This is a genomic window from Caulobacter sp. 10L414, assembly GCF_056395525.1.
The window spans coordinates 1-16,182 of the sequence record NZ_JBFTJR010000085.1 but is presented as its reverse complement, the minus strand read 5'-3'; the positions used below and the strand labels follow the sequence as shown (position 1 = coordinate 16,182).

At 69.5% G+C, this 16,182-nt stretch carries 12 protein-coding genes; 4 read left to right on the top strand and 8 right to left on the bottom strand.

The annotated features are described in order from the left end of the window. Nucleotides 1-393 (top strand): energy transducer TonB (locus AC1DCG_RS23120; RefSeq protein ID WP_477041693.1); only part of this gene is annotated, 393 nt, incomplete at its 5' end. Nucleotides 394-529: 136 nt separating this feature from the next. Here the strand turns inward: AC1DCG_RS23120 and AC1DCG_RS23115 are convergent. The 8 genes from AC1DCG_RS23115 to cytX form a co-directional block, all read right to left on the bottom strand. Beyond that, entirely contained in the window at nt 530-3,364 is a 2,835-nt protein-coding gene (locus tag AC1DCG_RS23115; protein ID WP_477041692.1) for a glycosyl hydrolase 115 family protein, read from the bottom strand. An 11-nt stretch (nt 3,365-3,375) separates the two neighbouring features. Next, the gene (locus AC1DCG_RS23110; RefSeq protein ID WP_477027737.1) at nt 3,376-5,295 is read right to left on the bottom strand and encodes a sialate O-acetylesterase; all 1,920 of its coding nucleotides are present in this window, start codon (nt 5,293-5,295) and stop codon (nt 3,376-3,378) included. A 168-nt stretch (nt 5,296-5,463) separates the two neighbouring features. Then, nucleotides 5,464-7,875, bottom strand: a complete 2,412-nt coding sequence (locus tag AC1DCG_RS23105) for a glycoside hydrolase family 3 N-terminal domain-containing protein (protein WP_477027736.1) — start codon at nt 7,873-7,875, stop codon at nt 5,464-5,466. Between the two features lie 107 nt (nt 7,876-7,982). After that, nucleotides 7,983-8,270, bottom strand: a complete 288-nt coding sequence (locus AC1DCG_RS23100; RefSeq protein ID WP_477027735.1) for an addiction module antidote protein — start codon at nt 8,268-8,270, stop codon at nt 7,983-7,985. Beyond that, complete coding sequence (locus tag AC1DCG_RS23095) at nt 8,267-8,578, bottom strand: type II toxin-antitoxin system RelE/ParE family toxin (protein ID WP_477027734.1); 312 nt, start codon at nt 8,576-8,578, stop codon at nt 8,267-8,269. Before AC1DCG_RS23095 ends, AC1DCG_RS23100 begins: the two co-directional genes overlap by 4 nt. Nucleotides 8,579-8,720: 142 nt before the next feature. Further along, entirely contained in the window at nt 8,721-10,520 is a 1,800-nt protein-coding gene (locus tag AC1DCG_RS23090; RefSeq protein ID WP_477027733.1) for a DUF885 domain-containing protein, read from the bottom strand. Between the two features lie 86 nt (nt 10,521-10,606). Further along, nucleotides 10,607-12,529: a M61 family metallopeptidase gene (locus AC1DCG_RS23085; protein ID WP_477036433.1), complete on the bottom strand. Its 1,923-nt coding sequence runs from the start codon at nt 12,527-12,529 to the stop codon at nt 10,607-10,609. A gap of 121 nt (nt 12,530-12,650) precedes the next feature. Next, a complete protein-coding gene (gene cytX / locus AC1DCG_RS23080; RefSeq protein WP_477027731.1) occupies nt 12,651-13,922 on the bottom strand; it encodes a putative hydroxymethylpyrimidine transporter CytX in 1,272 nt (423 codons plus the stop codon). A gap of 297 nt (nt 13,923-14,219) precedes the next feature. Here cytX and AC1DCG_RS23075 point away from each other — a divergent pair, with 297 nt between their 5' ends. The 3 genes from AC1DCG_RS23075 to AC1DCG_RS23065 all read left to right on the top strand — a co-directional run. Then, nucleotides 14,220-14,849: a PepSY-associated TM helix domain-containing protein gene (locus AC1DCG_RS23075; RefSeq protein ID WP_165257000.1), complete on the top strand. Its 630-nt coding sequence runs from the start codon at nt 14,220-14,222 to the stop codon at nt 14,847-14,849. A gap of 16 nt (nt 14,850-14,865) precedes the next feature. Next, on the top strand, nt 14,866-15,378 hold the full coding sequence (locus AC1DCG_RS23070; RefSeq protein WP_101712840.1) for a DUF2271 domain-containing protein: 513 nt from the start codon (nt 14,866-14,868) through the stop codon (nt 15,376-15,378). Between the two features lie 16 nt (nt 15,379-15,394). Further along, nucleotides 15,395-16,182: DUF4198 domain-containing protein (locus AC1DCG_RS23065; protein ID WP_477041691.1), on the top strand; the 788-nt coding region annotated here is incomplete at its 3' end.

Genomic DNA, 16,182 nt, shown 5'->3' with positions numbered 1-16,182 from the left:
GCCCGGGCCGCCGTGCCGGCCGCCGCCCGGGCCATGGAAGCCTCCGCTGCCAAGCCGCCGGCGGGCCAGCGCGACGCCGACAGCGTCCAGGCCCACGCCGGAACCAGCACCGCTTACGCGGCAAGGGTCCGCGCCTGGCTGGAGGCCCACAAGACCTATCCGAAGGCCGCCCGCATGCGAAAGAAGCAGGGCACGGCCCAGGTGACCTTCGTCCTCGACCGCGCCGGCCATGTGCTGGACTGCCGCCTGACCGGCCCGACCGGCCACGCCCTGCTCGACGCCGAGGTCCGCGCCATGGTCGCCCGCGCCGACCCGTTCCCGGCGCCCCCGCACACGCTGAAAGGCGACCGCATCGAGATGGACGCGCCGGTCGAGTTTTCGCTGAAGAACTAGGAACCTCCCCCTCTGGGGGAGGCGGCCGAAGGCCGGTGGGGGGGGCGTTTTCAGCTTCCGAGCCGGTCGAAATTCATCAGCATCTCCCCCCACCGATCGCTTCGCGATCACCTCCCCCACAGGGGGAGGTTCCTGTTCACCGACCCCGCATCCCTTCCACCGGCCCGAGGTAACTTCCCGGAACCGGCCCGCGCGAGATCATCAGCCGCTGGAACACCACGCCCGGATCCACCCGCCACAGGCGCACGCGGTGCACGCCCGCCGAGGGAACGTTCAGCGAAGTCGTCAGTGAGCGGACGTTATCGGCGACCGCCTTGTCCCACGCCTTTTCGGACGGATCGGGAATGGTGTTGACCACCACCGGCGAGGCGTCGTCGATCGACACCGCGAAACGCGGCCCCGTCCCGCCCGTCACGTCCAGGCCGGGCGAAACCAGCACGGTCAGGTCGACCGGTCCGGCCGCTTCGAAATCGACCAGGTACTCCAACATCGCCCCCTTGCCCGGCGTGCTCGCCGCGGCCGTGGTCGGATAGGCGGCGACGCCCGACAGCGTGCGGCCGAGATTGGGAATGGTCGTCCAGCCGACGCCGTCCGCGACGGTCGCCCTGGCATGGTGCTGCGCCTCGATGGCCAGCGGCCCGCCGGCCTCGATGAAGGCGCCCTTCGCCGGTTTGCGGACCGGGTTGTCGACCAGCGCCGTCACCACGACCTCGCGGCCCTCGCCGACGATGCGGATCGGCGTCCGGCTCCGCCCCTTGGGCGCGCGCGCCCAGTCGACAGACACCTCCACCCGCGTATCGCCGCCCGACGGCCGCAGGGCGGTCTTCAGCCAGGCCGCTCCGGCCTCGACGGCGAAGTCCGATCGGACCGCGCCGCGCTCGAACACGTCGATCCAGCGGCTCTGCGCGCCCCAGCGGTGCAGCACCGGAAKGTCCGCCCCGCCCTCGCCCAGAGCCGCCTCGCGTCCCTCGACGGCGACGCCGAAGCCCTCGCCCGAAGGCGCGGCGGCCAGCTTGGGCAGGACGTTCGTCTCCGGCTGCTGCCAGCCGGTGTAGCCGATGTGGGTCTGGCTCATCATGTGGCGCCATTTGCCGCCCGCCAGGTCCTCGTGGAACTGGCGGGTCAGTTCGGCGTCGCGGGCGAACAGGGCCCGGACCCGGTCGGCCTCCGCGCCCGCCGCCGCCCGCCCCTGCGCCGCGAACAGGCGGTTGCGGCCGGTCGCGACATAGAGCCGGGTGTGGTTGGCGCTGGCCATGATCGGGAACCAGACCAGCTGGAAGAAGGCGTCGTCCTGGGCCTTGTGCAGCGCCTTGCGCAGGGCCTCGGCGCGGCGCTCCAGATCCGCCCATTCGGCCTCCACCCGCTCGGCCTCGCGGAAGTTGACCAGGCTGAAGGTCGCCTCGTCGATCAGCTCGGGCTTACGCCGCGCGTTCAGCCGGGTGTAGCCGTCCAGCAGGGCGGCGATCTCGGTCGCGTGCTCAAGCCCGAACTGCGCGCTCGCCCAGTCGCGGGTGTAGGTCGAAAGCTTCTCCACCGGCATGGCGCTGGGGTCCCAGGCCAGGTCGAGGAAGAACTCGGTCGGCAGCTCCATCGGCTTGAGGTCGCCGACATTGACGATCCACAGCCGGTCGGCGCCGTGGTCGTCGGCGCGCTTCATCTGCTCCCAGGTGCGCTCGATCTGGTTGGTGTTGAGCCACTTGTAGTTCCGCGGCCCGCCCACATAGTCGAAGTGATAGTAGACGCCGTAGCCGCCCGGCCGCGTCTCGCCTGCTTTCGGAAGCCGCCGGATGTTGCCCCAGTTGTCGTCGGCGAACAGCAGGGTCACGTCGCCTGGAACCCGCATCCCGGCGTCGTAATAGTCCTGCACCTCCTTGTAGAGCGCCCAGACCTGCGGGGTCGCCGACGGGTCCTTGCCCGTCACCTCGCCGATGATCGCGCGCTGGTCGGCGACGATGGTCTCCAGCAGCTTGGTGGCCGTGCCCCGGGTCATCGGCTCGTCGCCGTCGCCACGCATGCCGACCGTGACCAGGCTCTCGTTGGCGCCCATCCGCGCGATCCCCTCGCGCCAGAAACGGCGCAAGGGTTCGGGGTTCTTCGCATAGTCCCACGGCCCCTGGCCGTAGCGCTCCCATTCCACATGGGCCCGCATCATCGGCTCGTGGTGCGAGGTTCCGATCACCACGCCCATCTCGTCGGCCAGCACGGCGTTCAGCGGGTCGTCGTCATACAGCGCCTTGCCCCACATGGCCGGCCACAGATAGTCGCCCTTAAGGCGCAGGACGAGCTCGTAGACCCGCTCGTAGAAGGCGTGGTTGAAACCGCCGAACGTGGCGTTGGCCCAGCCGTAGAGGGCCGGGTTCTCGTCGTTGAGGAAGATGCCCCGGTACTTGACCTTGGGGGCCTGCAGGTTCGCGCCGGGCGCGACGACGAGGTCGCGACGCACCGGAACAGGCACGTCGGCCCACCAGGTCCACGGCGAGACGCCGGCGCGCTCGGAAAGGTCGTAGGCGCCGAAGATCGTCCCGCGCTTGTCGGCGCCGACGATCACCAGGGCGCGGGCCACGCCCGGGCTAGGATTGTCGACCACCTGCTGGACGAAACCTTCCCAACGGCCTCTCAAGGCCGAGACGTCGAGCTTGCCGGCCGCGACCAGGGCGTCGATCGCAGCGCTCCTGCCCAGCGTGCCGACGATGACGACGGGCGCATCCTTGACCGGCTGCGCCCCGCCGGAAAGCTTGGAAAGATCGCCGCGCAGGCCCTGCGCCGCGCGCAGCACGCCGGGCCAATCGGTGACGTCGGCCTCGACCCGCGCAGGCTTGCCGCCGGCGATCAGCGCAAAGCCGCCCGCGACGGGCTTTTCCAACACCGCCACGGGTTCGGCCGAGCGCGCGGCGGTCGGGGCCGCCAGCGCCGCCGCGGCCGCCACGGCGGCCGCAAGCGCAAGCGCCGAGACGGCCGTGCGAAGCCCCATGACCCCCTTGCTCACGGCGCGACCGCGATCTCGAACGGCCCCAGCGGCAAGCCGGCCATGTCGAAGACGTTGAAGGTCGGCGCATCGGCCCAGGCGAACCGCACCTTGGCCGGGGTCATGCCGGCGGGCGCGGCGATCACCGCCTTGTCGCCCTCGACCCTGGCGTCGGCGAACCGGCAGCCGGCCGCGTCGCACAGCTCGAAGCCGATGGCCTTGTCCGAGCCCCGCGTCGCCAGCCTTTCGGCGACCTGCTCGAAACGCACCTCGATCGTGTCGCCGATGCGACGGGCGGCCACCGGCGAGGGACCCGTGGTGACGGCCTGACCCGCCAGTCGCCTAGCGCCCCGGGCCAGGCGCTTGCCGACGTCCTGCTTGTTGGTGGGGTGGATGTCGGACGGATCGCCGATGTCGGTGATCACCGCCAGGGCGGCATGGCCGTCCTTGGCGACGGCCAGGCGCTGGCCCTCGCGCACCCAGGCCCACCAGGAGTCTTCCGGCGCCAGCTGCGGCTTGCCGTAGTTGGCCAGCTGCACCACCAGGGCCGGCATGTCGGCGGCCTGGCCGGCGCGGCGCTCGGCCAACAGTTCGCGCATCAGCGGCTCGTAGGTCTGCGGCCGGCCCGTGTTGCTCTCGCCCTGGTACCAGGCGAAGCCCTTGAAGGCGTAGGGCCCCATCGGCGCCAGCATGCCGTTGTAGAGGGTCGACAGCCCCGACAGCGTATCCCACGGCGCGCGCGGCGGCTCGCCGGTCGCCTTGGGCTCGACCTGGTAGCGCCAGGCGGTCAGCGGGATCCTGGTCCCGTCGGCCAGCACCAGGGCGCGGGCGGCGTCGCCGTACATCCCGCCGTTGGCGTAGGTGTCCAGCGCCGAAACGACGATGTGGTTGAGGCCGGCCTTCAGCACTCCGGCCGCCAGCGGATAGACCCGCACCGTGCCGGCGCCCGAGGTCGAGCCGACCCCCACGCCGTTGACGAAGGTGGTGTCGACCTCGTCGACCATGCCGATCTCGAGGCTGGCCGCGCCCTTGGCCTGCGCGGCGCTCAGCGTCACCGAGGTCTCGAACCAGACCATGCCGTTGAAGTCGGCCAGGGCCGGCACGCCCCAGCTTTCCCAGACCCCCAGCCCTTGCGGCGCGGGCGTCCATGCGCCCTGCCCGTTCCAGGGTCCGCCGTCCGCGCCGTTGTGGCGCAGGCTCCACCAGGCCTTGATCGTCTCGCCCCAGCGGCGATCGGCGGCCGGCCGGTCCTTCAGCGACAGCTGCAGGGTGTCGAGCTCGGTTCCGTAGTCGCCCGCCTTGCGCAGGGCGGCCGGGCTCATCCAGGCCTCGATCGCCGATCCGCCCCACGAGGCGTGAACCAGGCCCAGCGGCGTCTTGTCGGTCTTCCGCAGTTCGCGGGCGAAGTAGTAGCAGGCGGCCGAGAACGACCCGACCGTGTCGGGGGCGGCGGCCTTCCAGGCCGGGGCCTTGATGAAGGTCGTGCGCGGCTGGCGGCTGTCGGCATGATCGATGTAGGCCATGCGCAGGCCGTCGTCGCCCGCCGAACGGATCTCGGACCACGAGTTATTCCCGCGCTCGACGGGCAGCTCCATGTTCGACTGGCCCGAGCACAGCCAGACGTCGCCGACCAGCAGGTCGCGAACGGTCTGCACCGCGCCCGAGGCGGCCTTGGCTTCCAGGGTGTAGGGACCGCCGGCCGTCATCGCCGGCAGGTCGACGCGCCAGGCGCCGTCCGCCCCGGCCGTGGCCGCGGCGCTCTGCTCGCCCAGCGTGACGGTCACCGCCTCGCCCGGCCTGGCGACGCCGAACACCGGCAGCGGCCGGTCGCGCTGCACCACCGCATGGTCGGCGAACAGGCCGTTCAGCAACGGCCCCTGGGCGGCGGCGGGCGTGGCCATCAGGGCGGCCAGCAGGATCGGCGCGACGCGGCGCATGGTGCTCTACTCCCTCGGCCGCCTGAGGCGGCTCGTTCTTTCTTTCTAGATCCTCCCCCTCTGGGGAAGGTGGCCCAGAGGGCCGGAGGGGCCGGCGCGGCGCTCGCCCCCTCAGTCGCTGCGCGACAGCTCCCCCAAAGGGGGAGCATCTTCTCGCACGCCCCGCCCCTAAGCCACCGTCAGCTTGGCCGACTTCAGGTCAACCGAGTTCGGCCCGACCAGGATCGAGAAGTCGCCCGGCTCGACGACCCGCTTCATCGAAAGGTTCCACATCCACAGGTCCGACGGCTTCACCTCGAAGCTCACGGTCTTCTTCTCGCCGGGCGCCAGGGTCACGCGCTTGAAGTGCTTCAGTTCCAGCACCGGGCGGGTCACCGAGGCGGCCTCGTCGTGGACATAGAGCTGCACCACCTCGTCGCCGGCGATCTTGCCGGTGTTGGTGACGTCGACCGACACGGTCGTGCTCTCGCCCTGGCCGATGCGGGCCTTCGAAAGCCGCGGGGCCGAGATGTCAAAGCTGGTGTAGGACAGCCCGAAGCCGAACGGATAGAGCGGGCTGGTGGCGCGGTCGAACAAATAGCCGCGGCGGGCGGTGGGCTTGCGGTTGTAGTAGATCGGCAGCTGGCCGACGTCGCGGGCGATGCTGACCGGCAGCTTGCCGCCCGGATTGGCCCGGCCAAACAGCACGTCGGCGGCGGCGTTGCCGGTCTCCTGGCCCAGGTACCAGCCCTCGACCAGGGCGTCGGCCTTTTCCGCCAGCAGGTTCACCGACAGCGGACGGCCATTCAGCAGCAGCACCACGGTCGGCTTGCCCAGGGCGAAGATCGCGCGGGCCAGGTCGTTCTGCTGGCCCACCAGATCCAGGCTGTCGCGGTCGCCCAGGTGGTTGTCGGCCCAGGCCTCGCGGCTGGTCTGCTCGTTGTCGCCCAGCACCATGACGACGACGTCGGCCTTCTTCGCAACCTCCACGGCTTCGGCGATGAGCCTGGCGTTCACGGCCGGGTCGACCAGCTTGACCTCGTCGGCCGCCCAAACGCGCTTTTCGGTGATCCGCACGGCTTCGGCGTAGTCGAGGGCGAAGCCCTGGGCCTTGGCCTCGGCGGTCAGGCCCTCCAGCACCGAGACCACGTGGCGCGGCTCGTCGGAATAGCCGCCGATCGGGGTGTCCTTGGCGTGCGTGCCCAGGAGCGCCAGGCGCTTGATCTTCTTGCCGTCCAGCGGCAGCAGGCCCTTGTCGTTCTTCAGCAGCACCACCGCCTTGCGGGCGGCCTCGCGGGCCAGGGCGACCGCCTGGGGCGTCGCGGTCTTGGCGTCGGCGGTCTTTTCATCCGCATACGGATTTTCAAACAGGCCGCCTTCGAACTTGATCTTCAGCACCCGCGCCACGGCCGCGTCGACGGCCGCCTCGGGGATGCGGCCCGAGCGCACCAGCTGCGGCAGCAGGGCGTAGGCCTCGCCGTCCGGCAGCTCGACGTCGACGCCGGCGTTCATGGCCATCACGGCCGTGTCGGCCAGCTGGTCGGTCAGCTTGTGGCGGCTGATCATCTCCTTGATGGCGAAGTAGTCGCTCATCGTCGCGCCTTCGAAGCCCCACTCGCCGCGCAGGATGTCGGTCAGCAGCCAGCGGTTGGCGTGCGAGGGCACCCCGTCGATCTCGTTGTAGCTGGGCATGACCGAGCGCACCGGCAGCTCCTTCACCGCCCGCTCGAACGGCGGGAAGAAGTTCTCGCGCAGGGTGCGCTCGGCGATCTGGGCCGGACCGACATTGGTGCCGTTCTCGGGCTGGCCGTGGCCGGTCATGTGCTTGAGGGTGACGAACACCTTGTCGGGCGCCAGCGGCAGGGTCTTGCCCTGGAAGCCGCGGATGGCGGCCAGGCCCATCTCGGCGCAGACGTGCGGATCCTCGCCGTAGGTCTCCTCGATGCGGCCCCAGCGCGGGTCGCGGGCCACGTCGACGACGGGGGCCAGGGCGATGTTGGAGCCCCGCGCCCGCATCTCCTTGGCGGCCACCGAGAACACCTGCTCGACGAGGTCGGGGTCGAAGGTCGAGGCCAGGGCGATCGATTGCGGGAAGCTGGTCGCGTCGCGGGCGACATAGCCGTGCAGGGCCTCGTCGTGCATCAGCATCGGGATGCCCAGACGCGTCTTCTCCATCGCCCACTTCTGGGCGGCGTTGACGTAGCGGGCCGTCTGCGGGGCGTTGCGGCCCACCGAGCCGTCCTCGGCCCCGGCGGCGGCGCCCACCTCCTTGGCGGGCTTGAGGCCCCGGCGGTCGGTCGGACGCGAGATCTGGCCCAGGCCGTTGGGGAAGTTCTTGCTGGCGGTCTCGGGCGAGAAGTCGCCCTCCGGCGTCTGGATCGCGGCCTTGGTCAGCCAGATGCCGATCAGCTGGGCGGCCTTCTCCTCCAGCGTCATGCGCGACAGCAGATCCTTGACCCGCGCGTCGACCGGCTGGGCGGCGTCCTTGTAGAGCGCCTTGCCGTCCGCCGCCTTCGGAGCGGCGCGAACCACCGGGGCCATGGCGGCGCCGAGGGCGGCCAGGCTGACGCCCAGCGTGCGGCGGGTAAGGGTGGTGGTCATCCTGTCGTTTCCCCAGCGTCTGTCACGGCGGCTTCGCGCCGTCTTGCCTGACACTATGGAAGAGGTTGTCTGACCACTCAAGCCCCAATGTTACCGGTCACTTTCGTTTATCGTACAGCGATCGTCGAAAGGCGCAGGCCAAGTGCGCTCACCACCTTGAGCACGGTCTCAAAGCGAGGGTTACCTTCAGCCGCCAGCGCCTTGTAGAGGCTTTGTCGTCCCAGCCCTGCGGCTTCCGCCACCTCTGTCATGCCCTTCGCCCGCGCCAGGACGCCCAGCGCATCGGCGATGAAGGCCGCGTCATTAGTCGCCAGGGCCTCGTCCAGATAAGCAGCGGCCGCTTCCGGGGTCTCGACGTAAACCGCAGGGTCGAACAGCTGGGTGGTGATGCTCATGCTCTTCCTCCATCGTCCCGCAGCTCGCGAGCCAACGCCTTGGCCCGCGTGATGTCTCGGCCTTGCGTATCCTTGTCGCCAGCACACAGCACGACGATCAGAGCCTCACCGCAGCGCACCACATAGACCCGATATCCAGGGCCGACATGGATGCGCAGTTCGCTGACGCCCTCACCGACCGGCCGCGCGTCGCCGACAAGACCAAACGCCAGTTGGCGGATCCGCGCGGCGATCCTGGCTTTGGCCACAGCGTCGCGAAGGTCCGTCATCCAGCGTCGAAAGACCTCGGTCTCACGAACCTCGATCATAGATCATGTCTCCCATGGGAGACAGACAAAAGCCGATGAAGAGAGCCCATGACGTCCCCACAACGCAAAGGGCGCTCCAGCCAACAGCCAAAGCGCCCCTCACATTACGCGAACAAATCAGGAACTCAATCGAGGTGCGTGGTCACCCCGACCAGGCGTCGACCACGCTTTCCAGCACGGTCAGCGGCGTGGGGCCGACCAGCAGGGCGGTGTCGTGGTACTTGCGGATGTCGAACTTCGCGCCCAGGCGCTGCTTGGTCCGCTCGCGCAGCGCGGCCCACACGGTGTGGCCCACCTTGTACGAGCAGGCCTGGGCCGGGTTGGCGCAGTAACGCTCGACCTCGCGGGTGATGCGGCCTTCGTCGTCGCCGCCGGTCTCGACCATGTAGGCGATGGCCTTCTCGCGGCTCCAGCCCTTGGCGTGGATGCCGGTGTCGACCACGCAGCGCGAGGCGCGGAACAGCCGCGCCTGGTACATGCCCAGAAGGCCCAGGTCGTCGGTCTCGTAGAGGCCCATCTCCATCGCCACCTGCTCGGCATAGAGCGCCCAGCCCTCGGTGTTGGCCGAGAAGAACATGTTCTGGCGCAGGCGCGGCAGGCTGCCCTCGGCGGTCAGGGCCAGCTGGAAGTGATGGCCCGGCGCGGCTTCGTGATAGGTCAGGGTCGGCAGCGCGTAGCGCGGGCGCTCGGCCGTGTCGCGCAGGTTGATGTAGAAGGCCCCGGGGCGCGAGCCGTCCAGCGGCGGACGCTCGTAGTAGCCGCCCGACGAGCCGGCCTCGGTGTAGGGCGGGATGCGGCGCACCTCGACCGGGATCTTCGGCGTGATCCCGAACCATTGCGGCAGCTTGGGCTGCATCTCTGCGATCAGGCGGTTGCAGTAGGCCAGGATCTGGGCGCGCCCCTCGTCGGTGTTGGGATAGCTCTCGCCCGGCAGGTCCTTGAGCGCGGCCATGCGCTGGCCGACGCTGCCTTGCGTGAAGCCGCGCTTCTTGAGGATCTCGTCCATCCGCGCCTGGATTTCAGCGCCCTCCTCCAGGCCCAGGCGATGCACCTCGTCAGGGGTCTTCTCGGTGGTGGTGTAGATGCGCAGCAGGGCGGCGTAGAAGGCCTCGCCGTCCTTGAAGCGGTTCATGCCCGCCTCGTGCACGGCCTTGGCCCGGACGGTCGTCAGGGTCTCGATCTGGCGATCCAGCGCCGGATGGATCGTGCTCGCCAGCAGGGCGGCGGCCTTGGCGTCGTAGTCGCCATAGGCCTTGGCCCGCCGGGCCATCGAGGCGACCAGCACGTTCTTCTCAGGGGCCAGGCCGCGGAACTGCTTCAGCTGGCCGATGGCCTTATCGAGGATGAAGTCCGACGGGATCACGCCCTTGCCCGCATCGGCCCGCACGCGCTCGCTTTCCTGGTCCAGCACGGTGGCGAAGCTCGCCATGCGCGCCAGGTAGCTGTCGGCGTCAGCCGCCGACTTCACCTCGTGCTTGTTGTCGAGGAAGCTGGGGACCGACGAATAGCCGCCATAGAACTGGGTCACCACGAACGGCCGGGACACCGCGCCGTAGTCGAAGCCCGAGGCCTTGTCGCGCGCGCCGTAATAGTAGGCGGCGGTGTCGTAGTTGACGGCGTCCTCGCCCGACAGGGCCTTGCGGTCGATGGCCTTCAGGCGCTTGAGGCGTTCGGCCGGCTCCTTGCGCTCCTTGATCCAGGCGGCGATCGAGCGGTCGCCCAGCCTGGTGCGCGCGCCGGCATGGGCGCCGGTGTCGAGGCCGAGGTTGGTGGCCTGTTCAGGGCTCTCGGTCAGGTCTTCGTCGAAGAAGGCGTCGAACAGGGCGTAGAGCTTGGCGCTCTCGCCCTTCGGCGCGGCCATCGCCGGCAGGGCGGCGGAAACGGCCGCCGCGGTGGCGCCGGCCAGCAGCTGGCGACGATCGAATTTCGTGGAATCGGACATGCGGCCCCCAAAGGCAGACTTGGCCGCATGTCGAAGAAAAGCCGTCCGGCGCCTCGCGGCCCCGGGCGCCGGACGGCTCTCAAGGCTTACTTGCGGGGCGCCAGGATGTCGTCCAGGCGCGCCGGCGTGCCGGCGATGCGCTCCAGGCGCGGGTAGCGCAGGCCGCCGGCGTAATCGAGCTTCACGGTGCGATAGCGCGAGCCTTCCTTGACCAGCAGCTCGACCGGAACGCCCTTGGCGGTGGCCTTCACGGCCGCCTTCAGCTTGTCGGCGTCGTAGGTGTCGCCGTTGACGGCCACCACGGTCAGGCCCTGGGTCAGGCCGGCCTTGAAGGCCGGGCCGTCCCACTGCACGTCGGTCAGCACCGCGTCCGAACCCACCGTAAGGCCGATCGAATAGGCCAGGTTGGTGTTCTTGGCCCGGGTCTCCGACGACTTGAAATAGTCGGTCGGGGTGTCGGTGTAGACGAGCTTGTAGCCGCCGCGGGTCAGGCCATCGAGCGGGGCCTTGGGGTTCACGCCCTCGATGCGGTCCTTCAGGAAGGTCGACCAGTCGTAGGGAACCACGCCGTTCAGCGCCGCCACCACGTCGTCGAAGGTGTAGGTGTGCGACACGTACGAGCCGTCGGCGACGCCGAAGAAGGCCTTGGCGAAATCGTCCAGCGACTTCTTGCCGCCGGTCTTCTCGCGGATCAGCGTGTCGGCGTCGAGCCAGACCAGCTGGCCTTCCGAATAGTAGTCCTCGCTACGCTGGTAGGAGAGCCACGACAGCGGCTTGCGGTTGGCGATGATCGGGTCGTTGGTGGTGTCCTGCACCGGGCGCCAGTCGCGGCCGCGACGGTTGTCGTAGGCGGCCGCCGTCATGGCGATGGCGTCCAGCGTCTGCTCCTTGGTCAGCAGGGTCGAGCGCGACGACAGCACATAGCCCCAGTACTGGGTCTGGCCCTCGTAGACCCACATCAGGCTGTCGCGCATCGGGGTGTTGAGGGTCGGCGTCCACAGGTCCGCGCCACGGCGGAACTTGCCGTTCCACGAGTGGGTGAACTCGTGGGGCAGCAGGTCGCGACCGACATAGGTCTTGTCCCACTCGGTGAAGTACTTGGGCGCGACGCGGTTCTCGCTCGACCGGTGGTGCTCCAGGCCGATGCCGCCCAGCTGGTCCGACAGGGCCACCAGGAAATCGTAGTGGTCGTAGTGGTGCGAGCCGTACAGCTTGTAGGCCTGCTGCACGAGGTTCTTGTGGGCCTGGATCTGCTCGGGCTTGAACTCCAGGAGCTCGGGCTTGTCGGCGATCATGTTCAGGCGCACCGGAACCTTGGCGCCCGGATCAAGCTCGACCGACTTGAAGTAGCGGCCGGCGAACATCGGCGAGTCCACCAGGGTCTCGACGGTGGTCGGCTTGAAGCTGGTGACCTGGCCTTCGGTCTTGTCGACCTCCAGGGCCGAGGCGAACAGGAAGCCGGCCGGCAGCTTGACGGTCGGCTCGACGGTGATGCGGCGGGTGAAGTGGCCGGCCGGGTACATGGTCATCTGCAGCCACTGCAGGTTCAGCATGTCGGGCGTCATGACCATGCGGCCGACCTTGGTCTCGACCGGCGACAGGAACTTGTAGGCGACGGAGAGCTCGGTCACGCCGGCCGGCACGTCGATGTGGAAGGCGTTGACCTCGACCACGTCGCGCTTCCACGGGATCGTCTGGCCGTTGGCGGTGATCACCAGGCCCGCCAGCTTGTCGATGTCGTTGCGCGGCGAGTGGCCGCCCGGAACCCACTGCGGATAGTACAGGGTCATGGGGCCGGGCTTGGCGACCGGCAGGGTCAGCTTGATGTCGAAGATCTTGCGCTCGAGGTCGGTGGCGTCGACGTAGAGCTTCAGCACGCCCGGATAGGCCACGTCCTGCGGGGCGACGATCGGCGGCGTCGGGGCGGCCGGTTGCGGCAGGTAGTCCTGGGCGAGAGCGGCGCCGCCCACGAGCGACAGAAGCGAGACCGAGAAGAAAAGCGCTTTCAAGAAACGACCCCAATGCAGCCCGCGAACGTCCCCTCGCGGTAAGAAGCCTGGATATTTCTTTTGTTAGGGCCCGCTTGTCGAGACGAACTTGACCGGACGGCGTTATGGCGACGCTGGTCGATCAGCCCTTCGGCCGCCGCAGGATCAACCCCAGCACTAGATAGGCGAGCGCCGCAACCGCCAGCGCCGGCAGGGTGGCGCCCAGCTCCGGCGCCAGGCGGCTGAAGCCCTGATAGGCCGCGATCCCCGCCGCCCAGGCCAGAAGCCCCGCTAGGTTCAGCCCCCCGGCGAAGGCCCCGGCGGCCTGGGCGCGGCGGCGGCGCACGACGAAGTGGTCGGTCAGCAGCACGCCGAACAGCGGCGCGAACACCGAACCGATCAGCAGCAGGAAGCCTTCGTAACGGGCAAGCGGCGCCACGAGGGCGATCAGCGTGCACAGCGCGCCGAAGGCCAGGGCCAGATGGGCGGGGCGCAGCGGCGCCAGCGTGGCCGTCGAAACGGCGGCCGAATGGATGTCGGCGAAGGCGTTGTCGGTCTCGTCCACGACGATCAGCAGCAGGGCGATCCCGCCGCCGGCCGCGGCCAGGGCGGTCAGCAGCAGCCCCTCCCCGCCCCCGGCCGCCAGGGCGTAGCAGGCGCCCAGTCCCATGAACCAGATGTTGGCCAAGAGGTAGCCGGCCGCGCTGCCGCGGAACATCCGGCCGCTGGAACGGCCAAAGCGCGTGTAGTCGGCGATCAGCGGCAGCCACGACAGCGGCATGGCCACGACCAGGTCGACGCCGGCGCCCAAGCTCATCTCGCCCGTTCCGGCCTTGGCGAACAATGCGGCCAGGTCGTGCTGGGCCAGCAGCCGCCAGGTCAGCCAGCCGGCGCCGCCCAGCAGCAGCCACAGCCCCCAGGCGCGCAGGAACCTGCGCACGAACGACACCGGCCCCATGAATGCAAGCCAGGTCGCAAGCGCGCCGAACAGCACCGTCCAGGCCAGCGGGTTGGAGGGGCCGAAGGTCTGCCTGGCCAGGGCGTCGGCGGCGTCGCGCATGGCGATGATCTCGAACGCGCCCCAGCCGACCAGCTGCACCGCGTTCAGCACCGCCGGAACCGCCGCGCCCCGCGCGCCCAGCGCCAGCCGCAGCGTTCCCATGGCCGAGAGCCCGGTGTCGGCGCCGACCACGCCGGCCGCCGCCAGCAGCAGCGCGCCCAGCACCGAGCCGGTGACGATCGCCGCCAGCGCCATGCCGAGGCTGAGGCCCGGGACCAGGAACGCGCCTGCCTGCAGCACCAGCAGGCCGATGCCCAGGCTGAACCACAGCGAGAAGGCGTCGCGGCCTCCGAACATCCGGCGCTCGGCCGGAACGGGGGTCAGGGGATCATAGGTATCGTCGAGCTTGGCCATGACCGGCAGCCATAGCAGCTTGCCGCCGCGGCGCGAATGGATGAGGGCTCGCTCGCCTCCTTGCGTAGGAACCTTGCGAAAGCGGGGATTTCACGGATGGAACGGATGCGCCGCTCGAAGGCCCGTAAGGCCTCGCTCTCGGGCGTCTGGCGAATAATGCGGCTGATGGGCGATGGCCTCCGAAACGATCCGCGGGCAAATGCTTCCAATCGGCGCCAGTCGGCGATCGGGTCTTGTAATTGCAAGTCGCTCTCAAGTATGGACGGCGGCACTGAAGCTCGTCCGTTCCGGAATCCCGTGAAAGCCGCCGCCGAACAGAACCGCCGCTCATTCTGGCTGAAGCAGTTGCACCAGTGGCACTGGATCAGCGCGGCGATCAGCCTCGTGGGCATGCTGCTGTTCGCCATCACCGGCTTCACCCTGAACCACGCCGGCTCGATCGAAGCCGAGCCCAAGGTCGTCAGCAAGAAGGCGACCCTGCCGCCCGAACTGATCGCCGAGCTGGCTTCGGGCCCGACCGAAGGCAAGCGCCCGCTGCCGATCAAGGTCGAGACCTGGCTCGACAAGGCCGTCGACGCCGACATCGCCCGCCGCCCCGGCGAATGGTCCGACGCCGAGGTCTACCTGGCCCTGGCCCGTCCCGGCGGCGACGCCTGGATCGCCATTGACCGCGAGACCGGCGACGTCGAGCACGAAAAGACCACGCGCGGCTCGATCAGCCTGCTCAACGACCTGCACAAGGGCCGCAATACCGGCAAGGCCTGGAGCTGGTTCATCGACATCTTCGCCGGCGCCTGCGTGATCTTCACCGTCACCGGCCTGATCCTTCTGCAGTTCCACGCCCGCGGGCGGCCGATGACCTGGCCGCTGACCGCCGCGGGGCTGGCCATTCCGCTCCTGATCATCATCCTGTTCGTCCACCTCTAGTGAAAGGCCGCCTTCTGTGAAGCGCACCGTCTCCCTGCTGACCTTCGCCGGCGCCGCCGTCGGCGCTCCGGCGATGGCCGCCGACCTCGCCGTCACCGTCGAGATCCCGCGCCTTTCGGTGGCCGAGTACCACAAGCCCTACGTCGCCATCTGGGTCGAAGCGCCCGACGCCACCGCCGCCGCCACCCTCGCCGTCTGGTACGATCCGGACTCCAAGGAGGACAAGGGCGAGAAGTGGCTGAAGGACATGCGCCAGTGGTGGCGCAAGGCCGGCCGCACGATGAGCTTCCCGGCCGACGGCATCTCCTCGGCCACCCGCGCGCCGGGCCCGCAGAAGCTGACCTTCAGCGGCGCCAAGAGCCAGCTGTCGAAGCTGAAGCCGGGCGCCTACACCCTGGTGGTCGAGGCCGCTCGCGAAGTCGGCGGCCACGAGGCCGTCCGCGTGCCGTTCACCTGGGGCAAGCCCGGCAAGACCGCCTCCGCCAAGGGGACGGCCGAGCTCGGCGCCGTCTCGGTCACCGTCAAATAAGCAAGAGAGAAACGCCATGACCCTTCGCAAGCGCCTTCTCGCCCTCACGGCGGCCACCGTCGCCCTGACCCTGCCGCTGGCCGCCCACGCCCACCGCGCCTGGTTCGTCCCCTCGGCCACCATCCTGTCGGGCGAAGGCTCGTGGGTGACCGTCGACGCGGCCATCTCCAACGAGCTGTTCTACCCCGACCACCGCGCCATGCGCGTGGACGGCGTGGTCATCACCACCCCGGACGGCTCGACCGAACCGCTGAAGAACGCCGCGACCGGCCAGTACCGCTCGGTGTTCGACGTCGAGCTGGCCAAGCCCGGCACCTACAAGATCGGCACCGCCTCCAGCAGCGTCATGGCCAGCTGGACCGAGAACGGTGAAGTCAAGCGCTTCCGCGGCAGCGCCGACGACTTCGCCAAGCAGGTTCCGGCCGGCGCCGCCGACCTGAAGACCATCAAGAGCTTCAACCGCAACGAAACCTTCGTCACCCGTGGCGCGCCGACCGACACGGTGCTGAAGCCGACCGGCAAGGGCCTGGAACTGGTTCCGGTCACCCACCCCAACGACGTGGTGGCCACCGAAGCGGCGACCTTCAAGTTCCTGATCGACGGCAAGCCCGCCGCCGACCTGGAAGTGACCTTCGTGCCGGGCAATTCGCGCTATCGCGCCACGCCGGGCGAAATCAAGGTCAAGACCGGCGCCGACGGCGCGTTCAAGGTCACTCTGCCGGAAGCCGGCATGTACTGGATGAACGCCAGCGTTCGCACCGGCGAGACCGGCCGCGGCGGCATGGGCGGCCCTCCGGGCGGTCC